At 76.4% G+C, this 21,089-nt stretch carries 18 protein-coding genes; 8 read left to right on the top strand and 10 right to left on the bottom strand.

All coding sequences use genetic code 11. The features are described from left to right. Position 1: 1 nt before the first annotated feature. The 7 genes from GWJ10_RS07145 (at position 2) to GWJ10_RS07115 (ending at position 10,591) form a co-directional block, all read left to right on the top strand. Positions 2–2,182: a molybdopterin oxidoreductase family protein gene (locus tag GWJ10_RS07145; protein WP_277394945.1), complete on the top strand. Its 2,181-nt coding sequence runs from the start codon at positions 2–4 to the stop codon at positions 2,180–2,182. After that, entirely contained in the window at positions 2,179–3,906 is a 1,728-nt protein-coding gene (locus GWJ10_RS07140; protein WP_163186478.1) for an FAD-dependent oxidoreductase, read from the top strand. The genes GWJ10_RS07145 and GWJ10_RS07140 overlap by 4 nt, the downstream gene beginning before the upstream one ends. Before the next feature lie 257 nt (positions 3,907–4,163). After that, the gene (nirB, locus tag GWJ10_RS07135) at positions 4,164–6,905 is read left to right on the top strand and encodes a nitrite reductase large subunit NirB (protein WP_277394944.1); all 2,742 of its coding nucleotides are present in this window, start codon (positions 4,164–4,166) and stop codon (positions 6,903–6,905) included. Then, the gene (gene nirD / locus GWJ10_RS07130; RefSeq protein ID WP_163186476.1) at positions 6,902–7,342 is read left to right on the top strand and encodes a nitrite reductase small subunit NirD; all 441 of its coding nucleotides are present in this window, start codon (positions 6,902–6,904) and stop codon (positions 7,340–7,342) included. The genes nirB and nirD overlap by 4 nt, the downstream gene beginning before the upstream one ends. Continuing rightward, entirely contained in the window at positions 7,339–8,664 is a 1,326-nt protein-coding gene (gene cobA / locus GWJ10_RS07125; RefSeq protein ID WP_163186474.1) for a uroporphyrinogen-III C-methyltransferase, read from the top strand. Before nirD ends, cobA begins: the two co-directional genes overlap by 4 nt. 44 nt (positions 8,665–8,708) lie before the next feature. Continuing rightward, entirely contained in the window at positions 8,709–9,800 is a 1,092-nt protein-coding gene (locus GWJ10_RS07120; protein ID WP_061267095.1) for a uroporphyrinogen-III synthase, read from the top strand. Beyond that, positions 9,797–10,591 carry a CbiX/SirB N-terminal domain-containing protein gene (locus GWJ10_RS07115; RefSeq protein ID WP_163186472.1) on the top strand — a complete coding sequence of 265 codons (795 nt, stop codon included), beginning with the start codon at positions 9,797–9,799 and terminating at the stop codon, positions 10,589–10,591. Before GWJ10_RS07120 ends, GWJ10_RS07115 begins: the two co-directional genes overlap by 4 nt. Here the strand turns inward: GWJ10_RS07115 and GWJ10_RS07110 are convergent. Together GWJ10_RS07110 and GWJ10_RS07105 are read right to left on the bottom strand one after the other, a co-directional pair. Continuing rightward, complete coding sequence (locus tag GWJ10_RS07110) at positions 10,581–12,086, bottom strand: MFS transporter (protein WP_163186470.1); 1,506 nt, start codon at positions 12,084–12,086, stop codon at positions 10,581–10,583. The genes GWJ10_RS07115 and GWJ10_RS07110 overlap by 11 nt on opposite strands. Further along, on the bottom strand, positions 12,083–13,111 hold the full coding sequence (locus GWJ10_RS07105; protein ID WP_163186468.1) for a zinc-binding dehydrogenase: 1,029 nt from the start codon (positions 13,109–13,111) through the stop codon (positions 12,083–12,085). Before GWJ10_RS07105 ends, GWJ10_RS07110 begins: the two co-directional genes overlap by 4 nt. Before the next feature lie 242 nt (positions 13,112–13,353). On the opposite strand from GWJ10_RS07105, the gene soxR reads away from it, so the two are divergent. Next, a complete protein-coding gene (gene soxR / locus GWJ10_RS07100; RefSeq protein ID WP_163186467.1) occupies positions 13,354–13,821 on the top strand; it encodes a redox-sensitive transcriptional activator SoxR in 468 nt (155 codons plus the stop codon). Positions 13,822–13,889: 68 nt separating this feature from the next. On the opposite strand, the gene GWJ10_RS07095 is transcribed toward soxR, so the two are convergent. From GWJ10_RS07095 to GWJ10_RS07060, 8 genes are all read right to left on the bottom strand, one after another. Beyond that, positions 13,890–14,612 (bottom strand): GNAT family N-acetyltransferase, encoded by a 723-nt coding sequence (locus tag GWJ10_RS07095; RefSeq protein ID WP_163186465.1) that lies wholly within the window; start codon positions 14,610–14,612, stop codon positions 13,890–13,892. A gap of 110 nt (positions 14,613–14,722) precedes the next feature. Continuing rightward, on the bottom strand, positions 14,723–15,358 hold the full coding sequence (locus GWJ10_RS07090) for a nitroreductase family protein (RefSeq protein WP_076403843.1): 636 nt from the start codon (positions 15,356–15,358) through the stop codon (positions 14,723–14,725). A gap of 90 nt (positions 15,359–15,448) precedes the next feature. Further along, positions 15,449–16,495: a hypothetical protein gene (locus GWJ10_RS07085; protein ID WP_163186463.1), complete on the bottom strand. Its 1,047-nt coding sequence runs from the start codon at positions 16,493–16,495 to the stop codon at positions 15,449–15,451. Beyond that, a complete protein-coding gene (locus tag GWJ10_RS07080; RefSeq protein ID WP_163186461.1) occupies positions 16,492–17,577 on the bottom strand; it encodes a VWA domain-containing protein in 1,086 nt (361 codons plus the stop codon). The genes GWJ10_RS07085 and GWJ10_RS07080 overlap by 4 nt, the downstream gene beginning before the upstream one ends. Positions 17,578–17,584: 7 nt before the next feature. Further along, positions 17,585–18,679: a VWA domain-containing protein gene (locus GWJ10_RS07075; RefSeq protein WP_061267030.1), complete on the bottom strand. Its 1,095-nt coding sequence runs from the start codon at positions 18,677–18,679 to the stop codon at positions 17,585–17,587. After that, on the bottom strand, positions 18,673–19,176 hold the full coding sequence (locus GWJ10_RS07070) for a hypothetical protein (protein WP_034654434.1): 504 nt from the start codon (positions 19,174–19,176) through the stop codon (positions 18,673–18,675). Before GWJ10_RS07070 ends, GWJ10_RS07075 begins: the two co-directional genes overlap by 7 nt. Continuing rightward, positions 19,163–20,050 carry a DUF58 domain-containing protein gene (locus GWJ10_RS07065; protein ID WP_163186459.1) on the bottom strand — a complete coding sequence of 296 codons (888 nt, stop codon included), beginning with the start codon at positions 20,048–20,050 and terminating at the stop codon, positions 19,163–19,165. The genes GWJ10_RS07070 and GWJ10_RS07065 overlap by 14 nt, the downstream gene beginning before the upstream one ends. A gap of 32 nt (positions 20,051–20,082) precedes the next feature. Beyond that, positions 20,083–21,081, bottom strand: coding sequence for a MoxR family ATPase (locus tag GWJ10_RS07060; protein WP_043659061.1), 999 nt, complete (start codon positions 21,079–21,081; stop codon positions 20,083–20,085). Positions 21,082–21,089: the final 8 nt, after the last annotated feature.

The raw sequence follows: 21,089 nt of genomic DNA, 5'->3' as shown, positions 1-21,089 counted from the left end.
CGTGGACACCCACTGCCCCTACTGCGCGCTCCAGTGCGGCATGACGCTCACCCCCGCGCGCGGCCCGCTGCCGGTCGCGGTCGCCCCGCGCGACTTCCCGACCAACCGGGGTGGGCTGTGCCAGAAGGGCTGGACGAGCGCCACGGTCCTGCGCGCACCCGACCGGTTGACGAGCCCGCTCCTGCGCGGGCCCGACGGCGAGCTCCGCCCCGCCCCGTGGGACGAGGCCCTCGACGTGGTCGCGGCCGGGATCGAGCGGGTCCAGGCCGCGCACGGCCGCGACGCCGTCGCGGTGTTCGGGGGCGGCGGCCTGACGAACGAGAAGGCGTACGCGCTCGGGAAGTTCGCGCGCACGGTGCTGCGGACCGCGAACATCGACTACAACGGGCGGTTCTGCATGGCGTCCGCCGCGGCGGGGGCGAACCGCGCGTTCGGCGCCGACCGCGGGCTCCCGTTCCCGCTCGCCGACCTCGGCGGCGCGGACGCCGTGCTGCTGCTCGGGTCGAACGTCGCCGAGACGATGCCGCCGTCCGTCCAGCACCTCGCCGGCGTGCGGGCACGGGGCGGGCTCGTCGTCGTGGACCCGCGCCGCAGCGCGACGGCGGCGCTCACGGGGGAGGCGGGGGACGCCGTCGGGCAGGGGGTGCACCTGCAGCCGGTCCCGGGCACCGACCTCGTGGTGCTGCTCGCGCTGCTGCACGTCGTGGTCGCGGAGGGGCTCGCGGACACGGCCTACCTCGACGCGCGCACGACCGGGTTCGACGACGTCCGCCGGTCCGTCGCCGGGTGGTGGCCCGAGCGCGCGGAGACGGTGTGCGGGGTGCCGGCGGGACGGCTGCGGCACGTCGCCCGGCTGCTCGCGGCGGCGTCGCCCGTCCACGGGGGTGCGGGTGCGTACGTGCTCACGGGCCGCGGCGTCGAGCAGTCCGCGCAGGGTACGGCGACCGTGACCGCGGCGATCGACCTCGCGCTCGCCCTCGGCCTGCCCGGCCGGGTGGGGTCGGGGTACGGCGCGATCACCGGCCAGGGGAACGGGCAGGGCGGACGCGAGCACGGGCAGAAGGCGGACCAGCTCCCCGGGTACCGCAGGATCGACGACCCAGGGGCCCGCGCGCACGTCGCCGCGGTGTGGGGCGTCGACCCGGCGACGCTCCCCGGTCCTGGGATGCCCGCCGTCGAGCTCCTGCGGTCTCTCGGCGCGCGGCCCGGACCGGGCGGTGCGACCACGACCTGCGCCGAGGACGGGCGCCCGCGCGCCTTGCTCGTGCACGGGTCGAACGTCGTGGTGAGCGCCCCGGACGCGGACCGGGTCGCGGCGAACCTGCGCGCGCTCGACCTGCTGGTCGTGTGCGACCTCGTGCCGTCGGAGACGGCGCTGCTCGCGGACGTCGTGCTGCCCGTGACGCAGTGGGCCGAGGAGGAGGGCACCATGACGTCGCTCGAGGGACGCGTGATCCGACGGCGCCGCGCGGTCGACGCGCCGGGCGAGGCACGGTCGGAGCTGTGGATCCTGGCGGAGCTCGCGCGTCGGCTGGGATCGCCGGTCTCCTTCCCGACCGACCCGGCCGTCGTCTTCGACGAGCTCGCGCGCGCGTCCGCGGGCGGCGTCGCGGACTACGCCGGGCTCAGCCACGCGCGCCTCGACGCGGACGAGGCGGACGGCGGCCCGGGCCTGCACTGGCCGGTGCCGTCCCCCGACCACCCGGGCACCCCGCGGATGTTCCTCGACCGGTTCCCGACGCCGGACGGACGTGCCCGCCTGGTCGCGGTCGACCACACGGGCCCGAGCGACGACGTGCGGCCCGACGCGCCGCTCTACCTCGTCACGGGCCGCGTGCTCCAGCACTACCAGTCGGGCGCGCAGACCCGGCGCGTGCCGGAGCTCGACCGCCTCGTCCCGAAGCCGTTCGTCGAGGTCCACCCGGTCCTGGGCACGCGCCTCGGCATCGACGACGGAGACCGGGCGCGCCTCACGACCGCGCGCGGCGCGATCGAGGCGGCCGTGCGGTGGACGGACCGCGTCCGGCCGGACACGGTCTTCATGCCCTTCCACTGGGGCGGCGAGGGCAGCGTCAACCGCGTGACGACCGACGCGACCGACCCCGTCTCCGGGATGCCGGAGTTCAAGGTCTGCGCCGTGGACGTGCGACGCGCCCCCGCGCTCCAGGAGGTCGTGGGATGACGCGCGTCGTCGTGGTCGGTCACGGCATGGTCGGGTCGCGGTTCGCGGGCGACCTCGCGGCGCGGTGCGGGGGGTCCGCCGACGTCGAGGTCACCGTGCTCGGCGCGGAGGAGCACGAGCCGTACAACCGCGTGCTGCTCAGCGAGGTCGTCGCGGGCCGGGCCGACGTCGCGACGATCGCCCTGGCTGTCGCGGACGACGCGCGCGTCACGGTCCGGCGGGGCACCGAGGCCCTCGCGGTCGACCGGGCGTCGCGCCGCGTCCTCACGGGCGAGGGTGCCTACCCGTACGACGTCGTCGTGCTCGCGACGGGCGCCGCCGCGCGCGTCCCCGAGGTGCCCGGCCTCACCGGCCTGCCCGGCGGCCTGCCGCGCGGCGCGCACGTCCTGCGGACGCTCGACGACGCACGCGCGATCGTCGCGAGGTCGCTCGACGCGCGGCACGCCGTCGTCGTGGGGGCGGGCGTCCTCGGCCTCGAGGTCGCGTGCGGGCTCGCGCGTCGCGGCGTCGCCGTGAGCCTCGTGCACGGCGGCGCGAGCGTGATGGACCGCCAGCTCGACCGTGCGGCGGGCGGCGTCGTCGCGCGCGGTCTCGCCGGCCTCGGGGTGCGCGCCTGGACCCGAGCCCGGACGGAGCGCGTGGCCGTGGCCGGAGGCAGCGTGCGGGGCGTGACGCTCCGCGTGCCCGACGGCGGCCCGCACGACCCCGCGGCGGATCGGCCGGGCGCGGCCCGGGGAGCGCCGGACGGCGTGCGTCGCGTCGACCTCGACGCCGACCTCGTCGTGCTCGCGTGCGGCACCGTGCCCGAGGCCGGGCTCGCGCGGGCGGCGGGGCTCACGGTCGACCGGGGGGTCGTCGTCGGGCCCGACCTCGCCAGCCCGGACGACCCGCGCGTGTTCGCGATCGGCGACTGCGCCCAGCCGCCCGAGGGCGGCACCGGGCTGATCGCCCAGGGGTGGGACCAGGCGCGCCGGCTCGCGCAGCACCTCGCGGAGCGGCTCGCCGCCGGGGCCGACGGCGCAGGGAGGCCGGGCGCCGCGCAGGGGGCCGCGCCCGACCGGCGGCGTGCGCGCCGAGGACCGGCCGCCGACCGGCCGAGCGTGGCGCTGCGGCTCGCCACGGACGTCGTCGCGCGCCCGCTCGAGCCGACGGCCGACCCCGGCGTCGGCACGCGCGCGACCGCCGGGACCGACGTCGTGCGGGTCAAGGCGGCGGGGCTCGAGATCGTGACGATGGGCGTGTGCGGCGAGCGTCGCGCGCCCGACGCGGCGCACCGTTCCGTGATGCTGAGCGACCCGGCGGCGGGTCGGCACGTCGAGGTCGTCGTCGCGGACGGGCTGCTCGTCGGCGCGACGTGCGTCGGCGCGCCCGAGGTGGGCGCCGACCTCGCCGCCGCCTACACGCGCCGCGTCCCCGTGCCCGCCGACCCGGCCCACCTGCTGCTGCGCCCGGTCGCGCAGGCGCCCGCGCCGGCGTCGTCCCCGACGCTCATGCCCGACCGCACGACCGTGTGCACGTGCAACGGCGTGACCAAGGGCGACGTCGTGGGCTGCTGGCACGACGGCGCCCGGAGCGTCGACGACGTCGCACGGGCGACGCGCGCGACGACGGGCTGCGGCGGATGCAAGGACGTCGTGTGCGGCCTGGTCGGCTGGCTCGCGCAGACCGACCCGGAGCAGCCTCAGGCCGACGGCGCACGGGCGAGCGTCGGCCTCGGCGCGTGAGGTCGGCAAGCCCTGCCGAGATCGGCAGTCGCGATCGCCGATCTCGACACGACCTGCCGGTCTCGCACCGCTCCGCCGACCTCACACGGCGGCGTCCGGCCGGGTGAGAACACCGTTACGGACGGGCAACGGGCGGGGCACGGTCGCGAAACCGCCCGTCCGTAGCGTCGTCAGCACCATCCCCGGGGGCCTCTCCTCGCTCTCGTCGGACCCCGCGGACGGTGACCGATCCGCCCCGACGCCCCCAGGAGCCCGCCGTGACCGGACCGCAGACCGATCCCGCCCCCGCCCCGGCCCCCGGCGCGCCCCGGCACCTCGTCGTCGTCGGCGGCGGCATGGTGGCGCAGCGGCTCGTCGAGGCGTTGCGCGCGCGCGACGCCGCCGGGGCGTGGCGCGTCTCGCTGTTCGCCGAGGAGCCGCGCAAGCCGTACGACCGCGTCGCCCTGACGAGCTACTTCTCGGCGCGCGACGCCGAGGAGCTCACGCTCGGCGACCCTGCCCTGTGGGACGACCCGCTGGTCACGCTGCACCGCGACTGCGCGGTGACGTCGATCGACCGCGAGGCGCAGACCGTCACCGACCGGCTCGGGCGCGTGCACGCCTACGACGAGCTCGTCCTCGCGACCGGTTCGAACGCCGCGCGCCCCCCGATCCCCGGCAACGAGCTGCCCGGCGTGTTCGTCTACCGCACGATCGACGACGTCGCGGCCCTGCGCGGCTGGGTCGAGGAGAAGCGGCGCGACGCCACGACCGAGGGTGGCTGGGAGCGCCCGGTGCGCGGCGCCGTCATCGGCGGCGGACTCCTGGGCCTCGAGGCCGCGGGCGCGCTCAAGGCCCTCGGCGCGCAGGCCACGGTCGTCCAGTTCGGCACGCACCTGATGGACGCGCAGATCGACCTGGGCGGCGGCGAGGCCCTCAAGCGCCTCATCAACGGCATGGGCATCGCGGTCCGGTGCGACACCGGGACCAAGGAGCTGAGGGTCTCCCGCAAGACCGGGCACGTGGGCCGGCTCGACTTCGCCGACGGCGGCCGGCTCGACGTCGACGTCGTGGTCCTCGCGACGGGCGTGCGGCCGCGCGACGAGCTCGCGCGCGCGGCGGGGCTCGCGGTCGGGGAGCGCGGTGGCGCCGTCGTGGACCTCGCGTGCCGCACCGAGGACGAGCACGTGTGGGCGGTCGGCGAGGTCGCGTGCCTCGAGGGCCGGTGCCTCGGCCTGGTCGCGCCGGGCTACGCGATGGCGGAGGTCGTCGTGGACCGCCTGCTCGGCGGCGAGGCGACGTTCCCCGGCGCGGACACGGCGACCAAGCTCAAGCTCCAGGGGGTCGACGTCGCGAGCTTCGGCGACGCGCACGGCCGCATCGAGGGCGCGATGGAGCTCGTCTGGGCCGACCCGGTCGCGGGCGTCTACAAGAAGCTCGTCCTGTCCGACGACGCGCGCACGCTCCTGGGCGGCGTGTTCGTGGGCGACGCCGCGCCGTACGCGTCGCTGCGGCCGATGCTGGGCACGGAGCTCCCCGGCGACCCGGGGCTGTTCCTGCTCCCCGAGGGGTCCGGCGGCGGAGCGCCGGCCCTCGAGCTCCCCGACGACGCCACGGTCTGCTCGTGCAACAACGTCGGCGCGGGCACGATCCGGGGCGCGGTCACCGAGCACGGCTGCACCGACCTCGCGGGCGTCAAGGCGTGCACGCGCGCGGGGACGAGCTGCGGGTCGTGCCTGCCGCTCGTCAAGAAAATCACGACGACCGAGCTCGCCCGGGCCGGCGTCGAGGTCTCGAACGCGCTGTGCGAGCACTTCGACCTCTCGCGCGCGCAGCTCTTCGACGCGGTGCGCGTCGCGGACCTGCACACGTTCAGCGAGATCGTCGCGCGGTTCGGCCGGGGTGTCGCTGCGCCGGTGGACGAGAGCGCAGCCACGCAGGGTGCCGTGCTGGTGCGCGACGCCGGGCGCGGCTGCGACATCTGCAAGCCCACGATCGCGTCGATCCTCGCGTCGCTCGGCAACGGTCACGTCCTCGACGGCGAGCAGGCGACGCTGCAGGACACGAACGACCACGTCCTGGCGAACATGCAGAAGGACGGCACGTACTCGGTGGTCCCGCGCATCCCCGGCGGCGAGATCACGCCCGACGGGCTGCTCGTCATCGGGCAGGTCGCCAAGGACTTCGGGCTCTACACGAAGATCACGGGCGGCCAGCGCATCGACATGTTCGGGGCGCGCATCGAGCAGCTCCCGCACATCTGGCGCCGGCTCGTGGAGCACGGGTTCGAGTCCGGACACGCGTACGGCAAGTCGCTGCGCACGGTGAAGTCGTGCGTCGGGTCCACGTGGTGCCGGTTCGGCGTGCAGGACTCGGTGGGCATGGCCGTCGAGCTCGAGCTCCGGTACCGCGGCCTGCGCTCGCCGCACAAGATCAAGCTCGGCGTCTCGGGGTGCGCGCGCGAGTGCGCCGAGGCGCGCAGCAAGGACGTCGGCGTCATCGCGACGGACAAGGGCTGGAACGTGTACGTCGGCGGCAACGGCGGGTTCACGCCCCGGCACGCGCAGCTTCTCGCCGAGGACCTGGACGACGAGGCGCTCGTCCGCACCATCGACCGCTTCCTCATGTACTACGTGCGGACGGCCGACCGCCTGCAGCGCACGGCCGCGTGGGTCGAGGACCACGAAGGCGGTCTCGACGCGATCCGCGAGGTGGTCGTCGAGGACTCGCTCGGCATCGGTGCCGACCTCGACGCCGCGATGGCCCGCCACGTCGGCGACTACGAGGACGAGTGGCGCGCGGTCCTCGAGGACCCGGAGAAGCTGCGCCGCTTCGGCTCGTTCGTCAACGCGCCCGCCGAGCCCGACCCCGACCTCGCGTACGTCACCGAGCGCGGCCAGATCCGGCCCGCCAGGGCGGACGAGCGGGCCGCCCTCGAGGAGGCCCGCGCCGCGGGTCTCGCCACCGTCCCCGCCGGCCCCGTGGTGATCGCCGGCACGACCCTGGAGGTCCGTCGATGAGCGTCGTGCCAGCAGAGCAGGCCGCGTACCCCGTGGAGACGCCGACGAAGGACGCGGCGGGGTGGGAGCGCGTGTGCCTCCTGCGCGACCTCCTCGTCGAACGCGGCGCCGCCGCCCTCGTCGGCGGGGTGCAGGTCGCGCTGTTCCGCCTCCCCGACGACACGGTCCGCGTCGTGCAGCAGCGCGACCCGTTCTCCGGTGCGAACGTCCTGTCGCGCGGCATCGTCGGCACGCGCGGGGGCGTGCCGACGGTCGCCGGCCCCATGTACAAGCAGGTCTTCGACCTCACGACCGGTCGCTGCCTCGAGACCGCCGGGTATGCGCCCGTCGGGGGCCTCGCGCCGGACCTGGCGACGTGGCCCGCCGAGGTGCGCGACGGCGTCGTGCACGTGGGCCTGCGCCCCCACGCTGCCGGGCCCGCGGACGGTGCGTCGTGACGACGCTCCTCGGGATCGACCTCGCCGGGCGCACGGTGCTCGTCGCGGGCGGCGGCCCCGTCGCGGCCCGTCGCGCGCGGGCGATGGCCGACGACGGCGCGCACGTCCGCGTCGTCGCGCCCCAGGTCTGCGAGGACCTGCGCGATCTCGTCGCCGCCTCGCTGCGCGCCGACGGCGAGGTCGCGCCGGGTGGTCGCGTCACCTGGGCGCCGCGCGAAGTCCGCGAGTCCGACCTCGAGGACGTGTGGCTCGTGCTCGCGGCGACGGACGACTCGGGAACCAACCGGGACGTCGCTGCATGGGCCGCCGCGCGCCGCACCTGGTGCGTCAACGCCGGGGCCGCGCACGAGGGCACCGCGCGCACGCCCGCGACGACCCGCAGCGGCGACGTCCTCGTCGGGGTCGTCACGGACGCCCCCGCGGTCGGCGTGCCGGCGGACGTCCGGGAACGACGAGCGGCTGACGCCGCGGCCGAGCGGCGCGGTCCGGACCCGCGGCGGGCCCGCGCGGTGCGCGACGCGATCGCCGAGCACCTGCGCTCCGGCGGGGCCGACCAGCGGCGCCACCGCCCGGCGTCCGGCGGTCTCGGGAGCGTGACGCTCGTGGGCGGAGGGCCCGGCGCGGTCGACCTGCTCACGGTCCGGGGCCGCCGGGCGCTCGCGGAGGCGGACGTCGTCGTCGCGGACCGGCTCGGACCGGTCGACGTGCTCGACGAGCTCGCGCCCGGCGTCGAGGTGATCGACGTCGGCAAGACGCCCGGCCACCACCCCGTGCCGCAGCACGAGATCAACGCCCTCCTCGTGGAGCACGCGCAGCGCGGGCGGCGCGTCGTGCGGCTCAAGGGCGGCGACCCGTTCGTCTACGGGCGCGGCGGCGAGGAGGTGCTCGCGTGCCGCGCGGCGGGCGTGCCGGTCGACGTCGTGCCGGGCGTGTCGAGCGCGCTGAGCGTCCCGGCGCTCGCGGGCATCCCGCTCACGCACCGGGGCACGGTCGCCGCGTTCCACGTGGTCAGCGGTCACGACGGGCTCGACGCCGCCGCGCTCACCGGCGTGCGCGACCGCACGGCTACGCTGGTGGTCCTCATGGGTGTCTCGCAGCTCGCGCACATCACGGCCCAGGCCCTCGACGCCGGGGCCGACCCTGCGCTGCCCGTCGCGATCGTGGAGAACGGGTCGACGCCCCGCCAGCGCGTGACGCGCGCCCCGCTCGGCGAGGTCGTGGAGCGCGCCGCCCAGGTCGGGGTCCGGGCCCCCGCGATCATCGTGGTGGGGGACGTCGCCGCCGCGGGACGGCTCGACCCGGACCCGGCGACGGTCGCGTGAGCGACTCCGGCCCCGACGGGGAGCGCCCCGCCCTCGGCCAGGTCATGGCGGGCTGCACCGTGCTCGTCACGGCCGACCGCCGCAAGAGCGAGCTCGCCGCCGCCCTCCAGCGCCGGGGCGCCGAGGTCCGTCACGCACCCGCGCTGAGCATGATCCCGCACGCCGACGACGAGCAGCTCCTCGCCGGGACGCGTGACCTCGTCGAGCGACCGCCGGACGTCGTCGTCGTGACGACCGGCATCGGCTTCCGGTCCTGGGTCGAGGCCGCGGACGCGCACGGCCTCGCCGACCGCCTGCTCGAGGTGCTCGCCGACGCGCGGATCGTCGCGCGCGGACCCAAGGCGCGCGGCGCGATCCAGGCCGCCGGGCTCACCGCCGACTGGGTCGCCGAGTCCGAGACGTCGGCCGAGATCGCCGACGTGCTGCTCGGCGAGGGCGTCGCCGGGCTGCGGATCGCCGTCCAGCACCACGGCGCCGGGGCCGACGGCCTCGACGTCGTGTTCGCCGAGGCGGGCGCCGAGGTCGCGAGCCTCGTCGTCTACCGCTGGGGGCCGCCGCCCGACCCCGAGGCGCTGCGCGCGTCGGTCGAGGCCGCGGCCGTCGGGGAGATCGACGCCGTCGTGTTCACCTCCGCCCCCGGCGCCGAGGCGTGGCTGAGCGCCGCCGAGGAGCACGGCGTGGGGCGGCTCGTCGTGTCCCGGTTCCAGGACCGGTCGATGGTCGCGGCTGCCGTCGGTCCCGTCACCGCGCGGCCGCTCGAGCACCGCGGCGTCACGCCGCTGCAGCCCGAGCGCGGACGCCTCGGCGCGCTCGTGCGGACGCTCGTCGCGCACTACGAGCAGGCCGAGACCGTGGCCCTCGCGACCGTCGCCGGGACGCTCCAGATCCGCTCGCGCGTCGCCGTGCTCGACGGCGAGGTGCTGCCCCTGTCGCCCAGCAGCCTCGAGGTGCTGCGCCTCCTCGCCGCGCGCCGCGGCGAGGTCGTCACGCGCGACGACGTGCTCGACGTCCTGCCCGGCGACTCGCGCGACCCGCACGCGGCCGAGGTCGCGGTCGCGCGCCTGCGCGAGGCCACCGGCCGCCGGGACCTCGTCAAGACCGTCGTCAAGCGCGGATACCGATTGGAGCTCGCATGAGCCCGGACAGCCCCACCTCCCTCGACGCCGTCGCCGGTGCTCCGGCCGGCCCGCGCGCCGCGGCGCCGGTGCTCGTCGGCTGCTCCCACGGCACGGACGACCTCGCGGGGCGCGCGGTGGTCCGCGCCCTCCTGGACGACGTGCGCGCCGCCCGCCCCGACCTCGACGTGCGCGAGGCGTTCGTGGACGTCCAGCAGCCCGAGGTGGCGGACGTCGTGACGGCCGTCGTCGCGCCGTCCGACGGCGGGGCGCCCGGCGACGCCGTGGTGGTGCCGCTCCTGCTCTCCGCCGGGTTCCACGTGAGCGTGGACGTCGCCGCGGCCGTCGAGGACCGCGGCCCCGGCACCGGGGCCGCTGCCGCGTCGGGGCCGCTCGGCCCCGACCCGCGCCTCGTGGACCTGCTCGCCGAGCGGCTCGCGGAGGCCGGGCTGCGCGACGGCGACGCCGTCGTGATCGCCGCCGCGGGGTCGAGCCGCCCGGGCGCCGCGCGCGACGTCGAGACGCTCGCCGCCGGGCTCCGCGAGCGCGTCCCCGGCCCGGTCTCCGTCGGCTACGGCGCCATGGCGACGCCCACGGTGCCCGACGCCGTCGCCGCCGCCCGCGCGGGCGTCGCCCCGGGCGGGCGCGTCGTCGTCGCGGCCTACCTCCTCGCGCCCGGCTTCTTCTACGACCGGGTGCTGGAGGCGGGCGCCGACGTCGTGACCGGCCCGCTCGCGCCCGACCCGCGGCTCACCGCGATCGTGCTCGACCGGTACGCCGACGCCGCCGCCGGGCTGCGCGCTACGCCCTGAGGACCGGGCGCGTGCGCGGTGCGAGGAGGGCGACGCCCGCCGCGAGCAGCACCGTGACCCCGAAGCACACGACGTACGACGCCAGGCCGAGCGTGGGGTGCAGGGCCCACAGGAGCGACCCGGTGACGGCGAGCGCGGTCGCGGCCGCGACGGCGTCGGACACCTGGAGCGCGGACGAGTTCGCGCCCTGCTCGGCGACGGGCGAGAGCTCGAGCGTGAGCACGGACAGCGTCGGGTGCGTCATGCCCATGCCGAGCCCGGCGAGGGTCCACGCGACCATCCCGACCACGGGCGGCACGGCCGTCCAGGCGAGCAGCGCGGCGCCGCCGATCCCGAGCGCGACGAGCGTCCCGCCGAGGCGCACGTAGCCCGCGTGCTGGAGCCCCCAGGTCGCCCGGCCGCGGAGCCACGACCCCGTCGACCAGCCGACGGCGCCGAACGTGAGCACGGCGCCCGCGAGCGACGGCGACAGGCCGCGCTCGTGAGACAGCAAGAGCGGGAGCAGCACCTCGGCGCCGGTGAACGCGGCCGCGACGAGGCCGCGGATCGCGATGACGCTCGGCAGGCCGCGGGCCGCGCGGGTCGTGCCGCGGGGGAGCAGTCGGGGGACGGCGAGCGCGACGGCCGCGAGCGACGCCACGAGCAGGGCCGCGAGCCCCACCCCGCGCAGCTGGCCCGCGTAGTTGAGCGCCCCGATCCCGACGGCGGCGACGACGGCCCAGGTGAGCGACGCCTGGCGCGCGGTCCGGTCGAGCGGCGACTCGGCGTCGTCGGGTCGGTCCGTGGACGCCGGGGCGGGCTCGGGGGCCGAGCCGCGGGCGGCACGCATCCCCGGGCGCATGAGGAACAGCGCGGGCACCGCGAGGACCGGGACGGCGAGGAACACCCAGCGCCACCCGACGTGCTCGACCACGAGCCCCGCGATGGCGGGCCCGACGATCGACGGGATCACCCAGGCCGCCGCGAACGCCGCGAAGACCTTCGGGCGCCGGTCGGTGGGGAAGACGCGCGCGACGAGCACGTACAGCGCGACGATGTACAGGCCCGTCCCGACACCCTGGAGCACGCGGCCCGCGACGAGCACGAGCATGTCCTGCGCGAGCCCGGCGACGAGCAGCCCGGCAAGGAAGAGCCCGATGCCGGTCCACAGCGGGGTGGTCGGGCCGGCGCGGTCGCTCCAGCGGCCGGACGCCACCATGCCGACGACGCTCGACGCGAGCGACGCGGCGAACGCCAGCGTGTACAGCGTGAGCCCGTCGAGCTCGACGGCGACCGTCGGCATGGCGGTCGCGACGGCCAGCGCCTCGAACGCGCCGAGGAACACGAACGCGACCATGCCGAACAGCACCGTGCGCTGTGTCCCGGGCGAGAGCGTGCCCGCCTCGGTCGGGCCGGTCTCGGGCACGCCGACGTCTCCCGTGCCGGCCTCGCCCGCGCCGGGCGCGGGGGTGCCGTACGCCGGTGCGTCGGCGTCGGTGCGGGGGTCCGCCGTCATACGAGAACGACCTTTCCGGTGGTGGCGCGCGCTTCGAGCTCGCGGTGGGCGCGCGCGGCCTCCGCGAGGGGGATCTGGTGCGTGACGACCCGCCACGTCCCGTCCGCCGCGAGCGCGAGCGCGCGCTCCTGCAGCGCGGACAGGTCTCCCCAGGGTCGGGCCCGGGGTCCCACCGCCCACCGTACGTCCGGCGTGCCGCCGTGGGCCCCTGTTTTGCCGCCCGGGTGGTCGACGTCACCGGCCCGGTTCGGCGCCCCCGACGCCCAGCCGTAGAGCACGAGGCGACCGGTCGGCGCGACGAGGCTCGCGGCGTCGGTGCCCGCGTCGCCGCCGACGCCGTCGAGGAGCACGGTCGCGCCCTCCGGGGCGTGCTGCCCGACGGCGGTCCGCGCCTCGTCGAGCCAGCCGTCGGCCCGGTAGTCGACGGCGGCGAGGCGGTCCTCCTGCGCCTGCCCGGCGAGCGACCGCACGAGGGCGACCTTCTCCGGGCCGCCGGCGAGCGCGACGACGCGCGCCCCTGCCGCGAGCGCGCTCTGGACCAGCAACGTGCCGAGCCCGCCGGCCGCGGCCGTGACGACGACGGTGTCCGTCGCGGCGAGCCCCGCCAGGTCAAGGATGCCGAGTGCGGTCCGCCCGGTGCCGATCATGGCCAGCGCGTCGGGCGCGGTGACGTGGTCGGGGATGCGGTGCAGCGCCTCGACGGGCACGACCGCCAGTCGCGCGTACCCGCCGCCGTCGGGCGTGGCGCCGAGGTGGGCCGCGACGCGTCGCCCGCGCCACGCGGCGTCGACGCCCGGCCCGACGACGTCCACCACCCCGGCGACCTCGCGCCCGGGGACCGTGGGCAGGGCGGGCAGCGGGAGCGGTCCCGCGACCTCACCGCGGCGCAGCGTCGTGTCGAGCAGGTGGACGCCGTGCGCGCGCACGGCGACCCGCACCTGGCCGGGGCCGGGGACCGGGTCGGGGACCTGGTCCAGCACGAGGTTCTCGGGTGGTCCGAACGCGTGCAGGCGGATGGCGTCCACGGGTGCTCCTCGGGGTCGGGGTCAGGGTCGGGGTCGTGCCGGGCGGTCGTGCGCGGTGCCGTGATCGGGCTGCGCGGTGCACGGCCTCGCCGGGCCGACGCACGGCCGGGGCCGCACCGCCCGACGGTCGCGCCCTGCTAGTCTCGAACCTCAACAATTGTTCAGGTCAAGTACCCGTGCCGACCGGCGGCCGTCCGTGCCCGCCGCGTCGCCGCTGCACCCGTCCGCGTGGAGGAACCGCCGTGCCCGACGCCCTGTCCCCGAGCGACGAGCTCACCGTCGGCCAGCTCGCGGCGCGCAGCGGCGTCGCCGTGTCCGCGCTGCACTTCTACGAGCGCGAGGGGCTCATCACGAGCCGTCGGACGCCCGGCAACCAGCGGCGCTTCACCCGGGAGACGCTGCGGCGGGTCGCGTTCGTGCGGGCGTCGCAGCGCGTGGGCATCCCGCTCGCCCGCATCCGCGCCGCCCTCGCGACGCTCCCCGGCGACCGCACGCCCACGGCCAAGGACTGGCACCGGCTCTCGGCCGGGTGGCACGCCGACCTCGACGCGCGCATCGAGCAGCTCACGCGCCTGCGCGACCACCTCACGGACTGCATCGGCTGCGGGTGCCTCTCGCTGCGCCGGTGCGTCCTCGTCAACCCCCACGACGCGCTCGCCGACGAGGGCCCCGGCCCCCGCACGCTGCTCGTCGAGGGGATCGAGGACTGAGCCGCACGGCGCCGAGCGTCCGATCGGCCGCGTGGCCCGAGCGTGGGGCGGGCCCGGCGACGAGGCCGTCAGCCTGGCGCGCGCAGCGACCCGAACGTCGGGTGGTGGCGCAGCGCGAACCCGAGCCGCTCGTAGACGCCGATCGCGCCGACGTTCTGCGCCGCGGCGTGCAGGAACGCGCGGTCGCCGCGCTCCTGGACGTGGAACGCGACGTCGCGCACCAGACGCGAGGCGAGGCCGCGCCCGCGGTGGTCGGGGTCGGTCGTCACGGCGCTGATCTCGGTCCACCCCGCGGGCCGCAGGCGCTCGCCCGCCATGGCGACGAGACGGCCGTCGCCGTCGCGGAACCCGACGTACCGGCCGAGCAGGTAGGTCCGCGCCTCGAAAGGACCCGGTCGGCTGCGCTCGACCAGCGCCAGCATCTCCGGGACGTCGTCCGCGCCGAGCACGACAGCCTCCGGGTCGGGCCGGGTGACGAGGCGCTCGGTCTCGACGAGCTGGACGCCCTCGACGCGGGCCTCGACCGTCCAGCCGCGCGGCGGCTCGACCCCGGCCGGCGGCGCCGAGAAGTGCCCGCCCGGGCCGACGAGCGCGGCGATCGCGTCCCACACGCCCGGGTCGGTCCACGAGCGCACGCCCGTGATCGGGGAGACGTCGGCCGGGTAGCGTCGCGCCAGGTCGTCGCCCTCGGCGAGGTGCGCGTGCGCGCCGGTGAGCGCGCTCCACGACGGGTTGTCCAGGACCAGGTGGTCGACGCCGGTGGCGCCGGGCCCCGTGCTCGTCGCGGTCATGCTGCTCCTCCTCGCCCGGTCGCCCGGGTGCCGTGCCGTCGTCGCGGCCGTCCGGCCGTGCGTCTCCTCCGGGGCGAACGCGCACGGGCGCTCGCCTCTTCCCGGCGCGCTCAGCCGTGCCACCGGTCCCGGTGCACGACCTCCGCGAGCGGACGCCGCCGCGGCTCCGACCAGCGGCCTCGGGTCGGGTACCCGAGGGGGAGCAGGCCCATCGTCAGCGCGTCGTCGGGCAGACCGAGCAGCGCGGCGACGTCGCCCTCCCGGACGGTGTGGAAGGTCGTGAGCGTCGTCCCGATCCCGTAGGCCCGGGCCGCGAGGACGAGGTTCTGCACCGCGCCGTAGATCGAGGCGCCGAGCCGGGGGTCGGTCGAGCGCGCCGCGTCCCGCAGCACCGGCACGACCCACACCGGAGCCTCCTCCAGGTGCAGCGCGAGGTGCTCGACGGCGCGGAAGCCCGCCTCGCTCACGCCGATGTCGTCGGTCGCGGCACCGAGGACGGCGTCGCGGCGGTCCCCGTACGCCGCGCGCCACCCCTCGCGGTACCAGGCGGCGATCTGCGCCTTCGTCGCGGGGTCCTGCACGACGACCCACGCCCACCGCTGCCGGTTGCCTCCGCTGGGCCCGCGGACCGCGGCGTCGAGGATCGCGTCGAGCACGTCGTCGGGCACCGGGTCGGGCGAGAGGTAGCGGCGCGACGGCGTCGAGTGGAGCGCGCGCAGGACGGGCAGGTCCTCGGGTGTGGTCACGGTCGCCGAGGGTACGGGCGGGCGAGCGACGCGTCCTCGGGTCGTGCCCGTCGTCTCGCAGGCTGGGCAGCCCGCGGCGCGCAAGGGGGCTCACCAGTTCTTGGTGCCGCCCCCGCTGCTGTCGCCCGGGTCGCTGCCGGTGCCCGGCTGGTCCCCGTAGAGGTCGCGGTACTCCTGCTCGAGGCGCTCCTGCTCGTCGCGCGCCTCGGAGCCCTGCTGCTCGAGCTGCTCCTGGCGCTGCTGCTCCTCGCGCTCGGCCTGGCTCTGCTGGTCCTCGCCCTGCGCGCCGTCCCCGCCCGAAGCGTCCGACTGCTCGTCGCCCTCGGAGCCGTCGCCCTCGCCCTCCGAGGTGTCGCCACCGTCCTGGTTCTCCGGCTGCGCGTCCTGCGCCTCCTGCTGCTTGTCCTGGAGACGCTGCTGCGCGGCCGTGTCCTGCTCCTGCTGCTCGGGGGTCTGCTCGGACTCCCCGCAGTCGGGCCAGCCGCGGATCTGCTCGGCCGTCGCGTACTCCTGCTCGGCGTACTCGTACCAGTCCTGGACGTCCTGGCGCAGCTCCGCCGGGTCGGGCTCGGTACCGTCGCCGTACGGGTCGAGGACCCCCTCGTCGTACGGCAGGCCCGCGTCGCGGGCGGCGATCGCCTCCTCGACGAGGGCGAGCTCCGCCGCCTTGCGGTCGGCGTAGGCCATGTCGCCGTCGCCCTGGATCTCGTACGTCAGCGAGAGGTTCGTCTGGATCATGCACCGTTCCTCGGGAGACGCGTTCTCCGCGAGGTCGTAGGCGCGGTCGAGGGACCGGATCGCGTCGTACAGCGACCACGAGTCCTCGGTCCGCGCGAGCGCCGTCCCGTGGTTGTAGTGGGCCTTCCACGGCTCGACGAGGTTGAGCGTCCGCTGGAGGCCGTACGTGCTCGCCGCGCCCTCGGTGTCGCCGGCGTCGTAGCGGTCCTTCGCGAGCGAGGCGACCGGGGCGCGCAGGGCGAGCGTGACCCCCAGCACGAGGAGCACGAGCACGACGGGCAGGGTCCCGAGGAGCCACCACCGGCGCCGGCGCAGCCGCGCCGCACGCAGGGCGGCGGCGCCCGTGGGCCGGGGCGCGCGGGCGCCGGGCGGGGGTGCCGGGGGAGGGGTCCAGGTCATCGGCGCACCTCCGCCCGGTCGGGTGCCGTCGGGCGCACGAGCGAGCGGCTCGCCGAGCGCGCCCAGAACCACGCCTCGACCCCGAGCAGCGCCACGAGCGCGAGGGCGAACGGCCACACGACCGGCCGGTACGCCGTCACGTCGCGGCGTCCGTCCGCTGCGACCTGCTGCGGGTCGACGCCCGCGACGAGCGACGCCGTCTCCGACGGCTCCTGCCGGTGCACGTACGGCACGCCGAGCTGGTCGGCGAGCGCGGTGAGCGTCGCCTCGTCCAGCACGGACAGCGCCTCGACGGGCTCGCCGCCGTCGCTCGGCTTCGACCAGTCGACGAGGTACTCCGCGTCCTCGGGGTCCACGTCCGGGTCGTACTCCTTCATGCGGCCTCCCTCGGCGGTCCCGTAGCCCAGCACCGCTCCGCCGTCGACGAGCGGTGCGAGGTCGGCGAACGACCGCGGCTCGCCCTCCGCCGTCTGCTCGCCGTCGGTGAGGAAGAAGACGAGCCGCACGTTGGCCGGGTGCTGCTCCGCCGAGCCCTGGAGCGCCGACCGCAGCTCGTCGAGCGGCCGGTCCGTGAGGGACCCCTGCGAGTACCGCGTGATCTCGCGGTGGAACGTGTCGGCCCAGGACGTGATCGCGCGCGCGTCCGTCGTCAGCGGGAGCTGGCGCGACGCCTGCGAGTCGAACGAGATGATCGAGTACCGCGCCCCGGGGATCGCCTCGGTGAGGCTCGTGATGTCGTGCCGCACGCCGTCGAGGCGCTCCTGGCCGCCCTCGGGCCCGTAGTCCTCGGCCGCCATCGACCCCGTGCGGTCGACGACGAAGAACATGTCGACGTTCGCGACCGACGTGTCGCGGTCCGTCGATGCGACCGACGGCGCGATCCCGATGATCCCGAGCAGCGCGACCGCCCCGGCCCGTCGCACCCAGGCCGCTCGCGGGGCGCCGGGGCGGGGGGCGCCGTCGGGCCCCGGGCGCCCGGCCACGACCGCCTGCCACCCGGCGAGGCCGAGCAGCGGCAGCACGAGCAGCGCCAGCGCCCACAGGGGCACGAGCGGCTGGAACGTGAGTCCGGCGAGGTTCATCGGCGCGTCACTCCTTCACCCGCCACGCGACGACGAGCAGCAGCGCGACGCCGAGGACCGCGACGAGGAACCAGCCCGCGGGCCGGTCCGTGACGACCACCTCGGGGGACGCGTCGAGCTCGACGGCCTGCTGCGCGACGACGTCGTCGACCATGCCCTGCACCGCGGCCGGGTCGTCCGCGAGGAAGTACAGGCCGCCGCCCGACTCGACGGTCTCGCGGTACTCGGTCTCCTCGGGCGTGCCCTCGTAGCGCTGGGACCCGCCGAAGATGCCGTGCAGCGTGATGTCGCGTGACGCGACGAGGTCCGCCGCCTGCGGGAGCGTGTAGATCGGCTCGCCGGAGACGTAGTTGTCCGTGGCCAGGATGATCGAGCGCGAGCGCTCGGTGTCCTCCGCGTCGAACTGGAGCGCGCAGCTCGCGAGCCCGTCGCCGATGAGGCTCGCGCCCGAGAGGTTCGCGGTCGTGCCCGCCGTGAACTGCGCGTACTCGAGGATCTCCGCGTCGTCGGTGCCGCCCGTGTAGTCGAACGTCGCCGGGTCCTGGTCGAGCGCGGCGATCCCGGCCTGGAGCTCCTCCTGGACGAGCGTGTAGTCGTCCGTGAGCGGAAAGACCGTGCGCGACGACGAGTTGAAGATCGACAGCGCGATCCGCTCGCCCTCGAAGTTGTCGACGAGCTCCTGGAACACCTTGAGCACCGCGCCGTCGTACTCGATCATCGAGCCCGACACGTCGAGGCACAGCACGATGTCGCGCGTGCCGAGGCGGTCGACGACGACGTCCGTCTCCACCGGGCGGGCCGCTACCGCGCCCGCCCCGACGACCGCCACGAGCAGCCCCGCCGCGGTGAGGCCCTGCAGCACGCGGTAGCGGCGCACCCACGCGGCGAACGCCGGGACGCGCGCGAGGTAGTCGGAGTTCGCGACCCAGAGCACGCCCGCGTCAGCGTCGCGCGCCCGGCGCCGCCGCGCGAGCCACCACGCCACCGCCGCCGCCGCGAGCACCGCGACGACGAGGACGACCCACAGCCACGGCCACAGGATCGACGGGCCCTGCGGCCCCGGGACGACGGCGGTGCTCGCCGCGACGGAGCGATTCACCATCCGCGCACCACCGCCCGGGCGCGGTCGATCGAGTCCTCGCCGTCCGTCGAGCGCGCCGCCGGGTCGTTGTCGTGGTCCGCGAACGACGGCCGGTAGTAGCGCGCGATGAGCTGCGTGAGCCGCCCGGCCTCGGCGAGCTGCTGGATCTCCGAGAGCGTCATGGACGACGCGTCCTGGCCGAGCCGTCCGGTCGCGAAGCCGCGCATCTCCGCCGAGAGGGCGAGGTGCAGGGTGCGCTCGTCGAGCTCGCCCGCGCGGAACCGCTCGGCGACGGCGTCGAGGCGCCGCTCGTACTCCGCCCGCAGCGACGCGTACGGGTCGTGCGGGCCGGTGGGGAGCAGGGGCGCGGGGCGCGGGGCGTTCTTCTCCTCCGCGCTGGCGCGCGTCAGCCAGATCACGAGGAACACGACCGCGGCGGCCGCGAGGACCAGGACGATCCCCAGGGCCGTCCACCACCCCGAGTAGCCGACGGGGTCGACGAGCTCATCGACGGGCACGCTTCTGCCTCCCCAGGAGCTCGACGAAGCGTTGCAGGACGTCGTCGGACCCCTCGACGAGCACGCCCTCGACCTGGAGGGCGCGCAGCCGCTCGGCCACCTCGGCGCGCCGCGCGGCGAGCGCCTCGGCGGCGGGCGCCGCGAGCGCGGCCCGGCCACGCAGGAACGGCGGCAGGCGCAGCGTCCCGTCGACGTCGGCCACCTCCCCGGTCCCGGCGCCCACCGGCGAGAGGTCCGCGACCTGCACGACCATCACCTCGTGACGCACGCGCAGCGAGCGCAGCAGCTGCTCGTGCTCGGCAGCCGGGCGGGCCTCGTCCGTGACGACGACCACGAGCGATCGGCGCCGGAACGCCGTCTGCGCGCGGTCGAGCGGTCGGGACAGGTCGCTCCCCGGGGCGTCCGGGCGCCACAGCCGCTCCACGGTGCGCAGCAGCACCTCGAGGTCGCGCGTGCTCGCGCGCGGCGGCAGCTGGACCAGGCGCTCGGCGTCGCCCGCGACGAGCGCGACGCGGTCGCCCCGGTCGCGCGCGAGGTACGCGACGAGCGCGCAGCAGAAGCTCGCGATCTCCGCCTTCGTCTCCCCGCTCGGCGCCGTCGCGCCCATGGTGCGCCCCGTGTCCACGACGAGCACGAGGTTGAGGTTCGACTCGCGCACGAACCGGCGGATGATCGGCAGCCCGGCGCGCGCCGACGACTTCCAGTCGATGTCGCCGACGTCCTCGCCCGGCGCGTACAGGTGCAGGTCGTCGAAGTCCTGCCCGTGCCCCTTGAACACCGAGCGGTGCCGGCCCTCGAGCAGGCCGGACGCCCGGCGCGCGACCGGCAGGTCGAGCCGGGCCCGGACCTGGGCGAGACGGGAGACGTCGGGCACGTGGTGCTCTCTCGGGACGGTGGGTGGACCGGTCAGGGCGTGGGGACGGCGTCGAACACCGCGTCCACGAGCTGCTCCGGCGGCACGTTGTTCGCGAGCGCGTCGAACGTGCGCACGAGGCGGTGGCGCAGCACCGAGTACCGCACCGCCTTGATGTCGTCCGGGATGACGTACGCCCGGCCCGCGAGGATCGCGAGCGCCTGGCCCACGCGCATGAGCGCGATGCCGCCGCGCGGCGACGCGCCCACGCGCACGTGGCGCTCCAGGCCCGGCACCGGGCGGGGCCCGGAGAACCGCGTCGTGTTGATGAGGTCGACGACGTAGCGCTTGATCGAGTCGTCCACGTACACGTCGTCGACGAGGCCGCGCAGGAAGCGCACGTCGTCGAGCGAGATCGGCTGCGCCGTGAGGGGGCGCGTCATCTGCCCGGTCGCGATGCGCTGGAGGATCTCGAGCTCCTGCGGCGGCGTCGGGTACGTGAGCACCTCCTTCATGAGGAAGCGGTCCATCTGGGCCTCTGGGAGCACGTACGTGCCCTCCTCCTCGATGGGGTTCTGCGTCGCGAGCACCATGAACGGGTCGGGGAGCGCGTAGTTCTCGCCGCCGATCGACGTCTGCTTCTCCTGCATCGCCTCGAGCATCGCCGACTGCGTCTTGGCCGACGAGCGGTTGATCTCGTCGAGCAGGACGACGTTCGCGTGCACCGGGCCGAGCTGGGTCGTGAACTGGCCGGTCGCGTAGTTGAAGATCTGCGTGCCGACGATGTCGTTCGGCATGAGGTCCGGCGTGCACTGGATGCGGTGGAACGAGCCGTCGACCGCCGCGGCGAGCGTCTGCGCAGCGGTCGTCTTGGCGAGGCCCGGGACCGACTCGAGCAGGATGTGCCCGCCCGCGAGCAGCGTGCTCACGAGCGCGGTGCGCAGGGCCTCCTGCCCGACGACGCGCTGGTCGAAGACCTGGCCGACGCGCTTGAGCAGGTGGCTCGCGCGGTCGAGGTCCTGCGTCGAGATGCTGCCGTGCCCTGCGGCCATCGGTCGTC

Source organism: Cellulosimicrobium sp. SL-1 (assembly GCF_011033075.1).
GTDB classification, from domain to species: domain Bacteria; phylum Actinomycetota; class Actinomycetes; order Actinomycetales; family Cellulomonadaceae; genus Cellulosimicrobium; species Cellulosimicrobium funkei.
The sequence above is the reverse complement of the archived record's forward strand: the minus strand, read 5'-3'. Positions and strand labels throughout refer to the sequence as shown.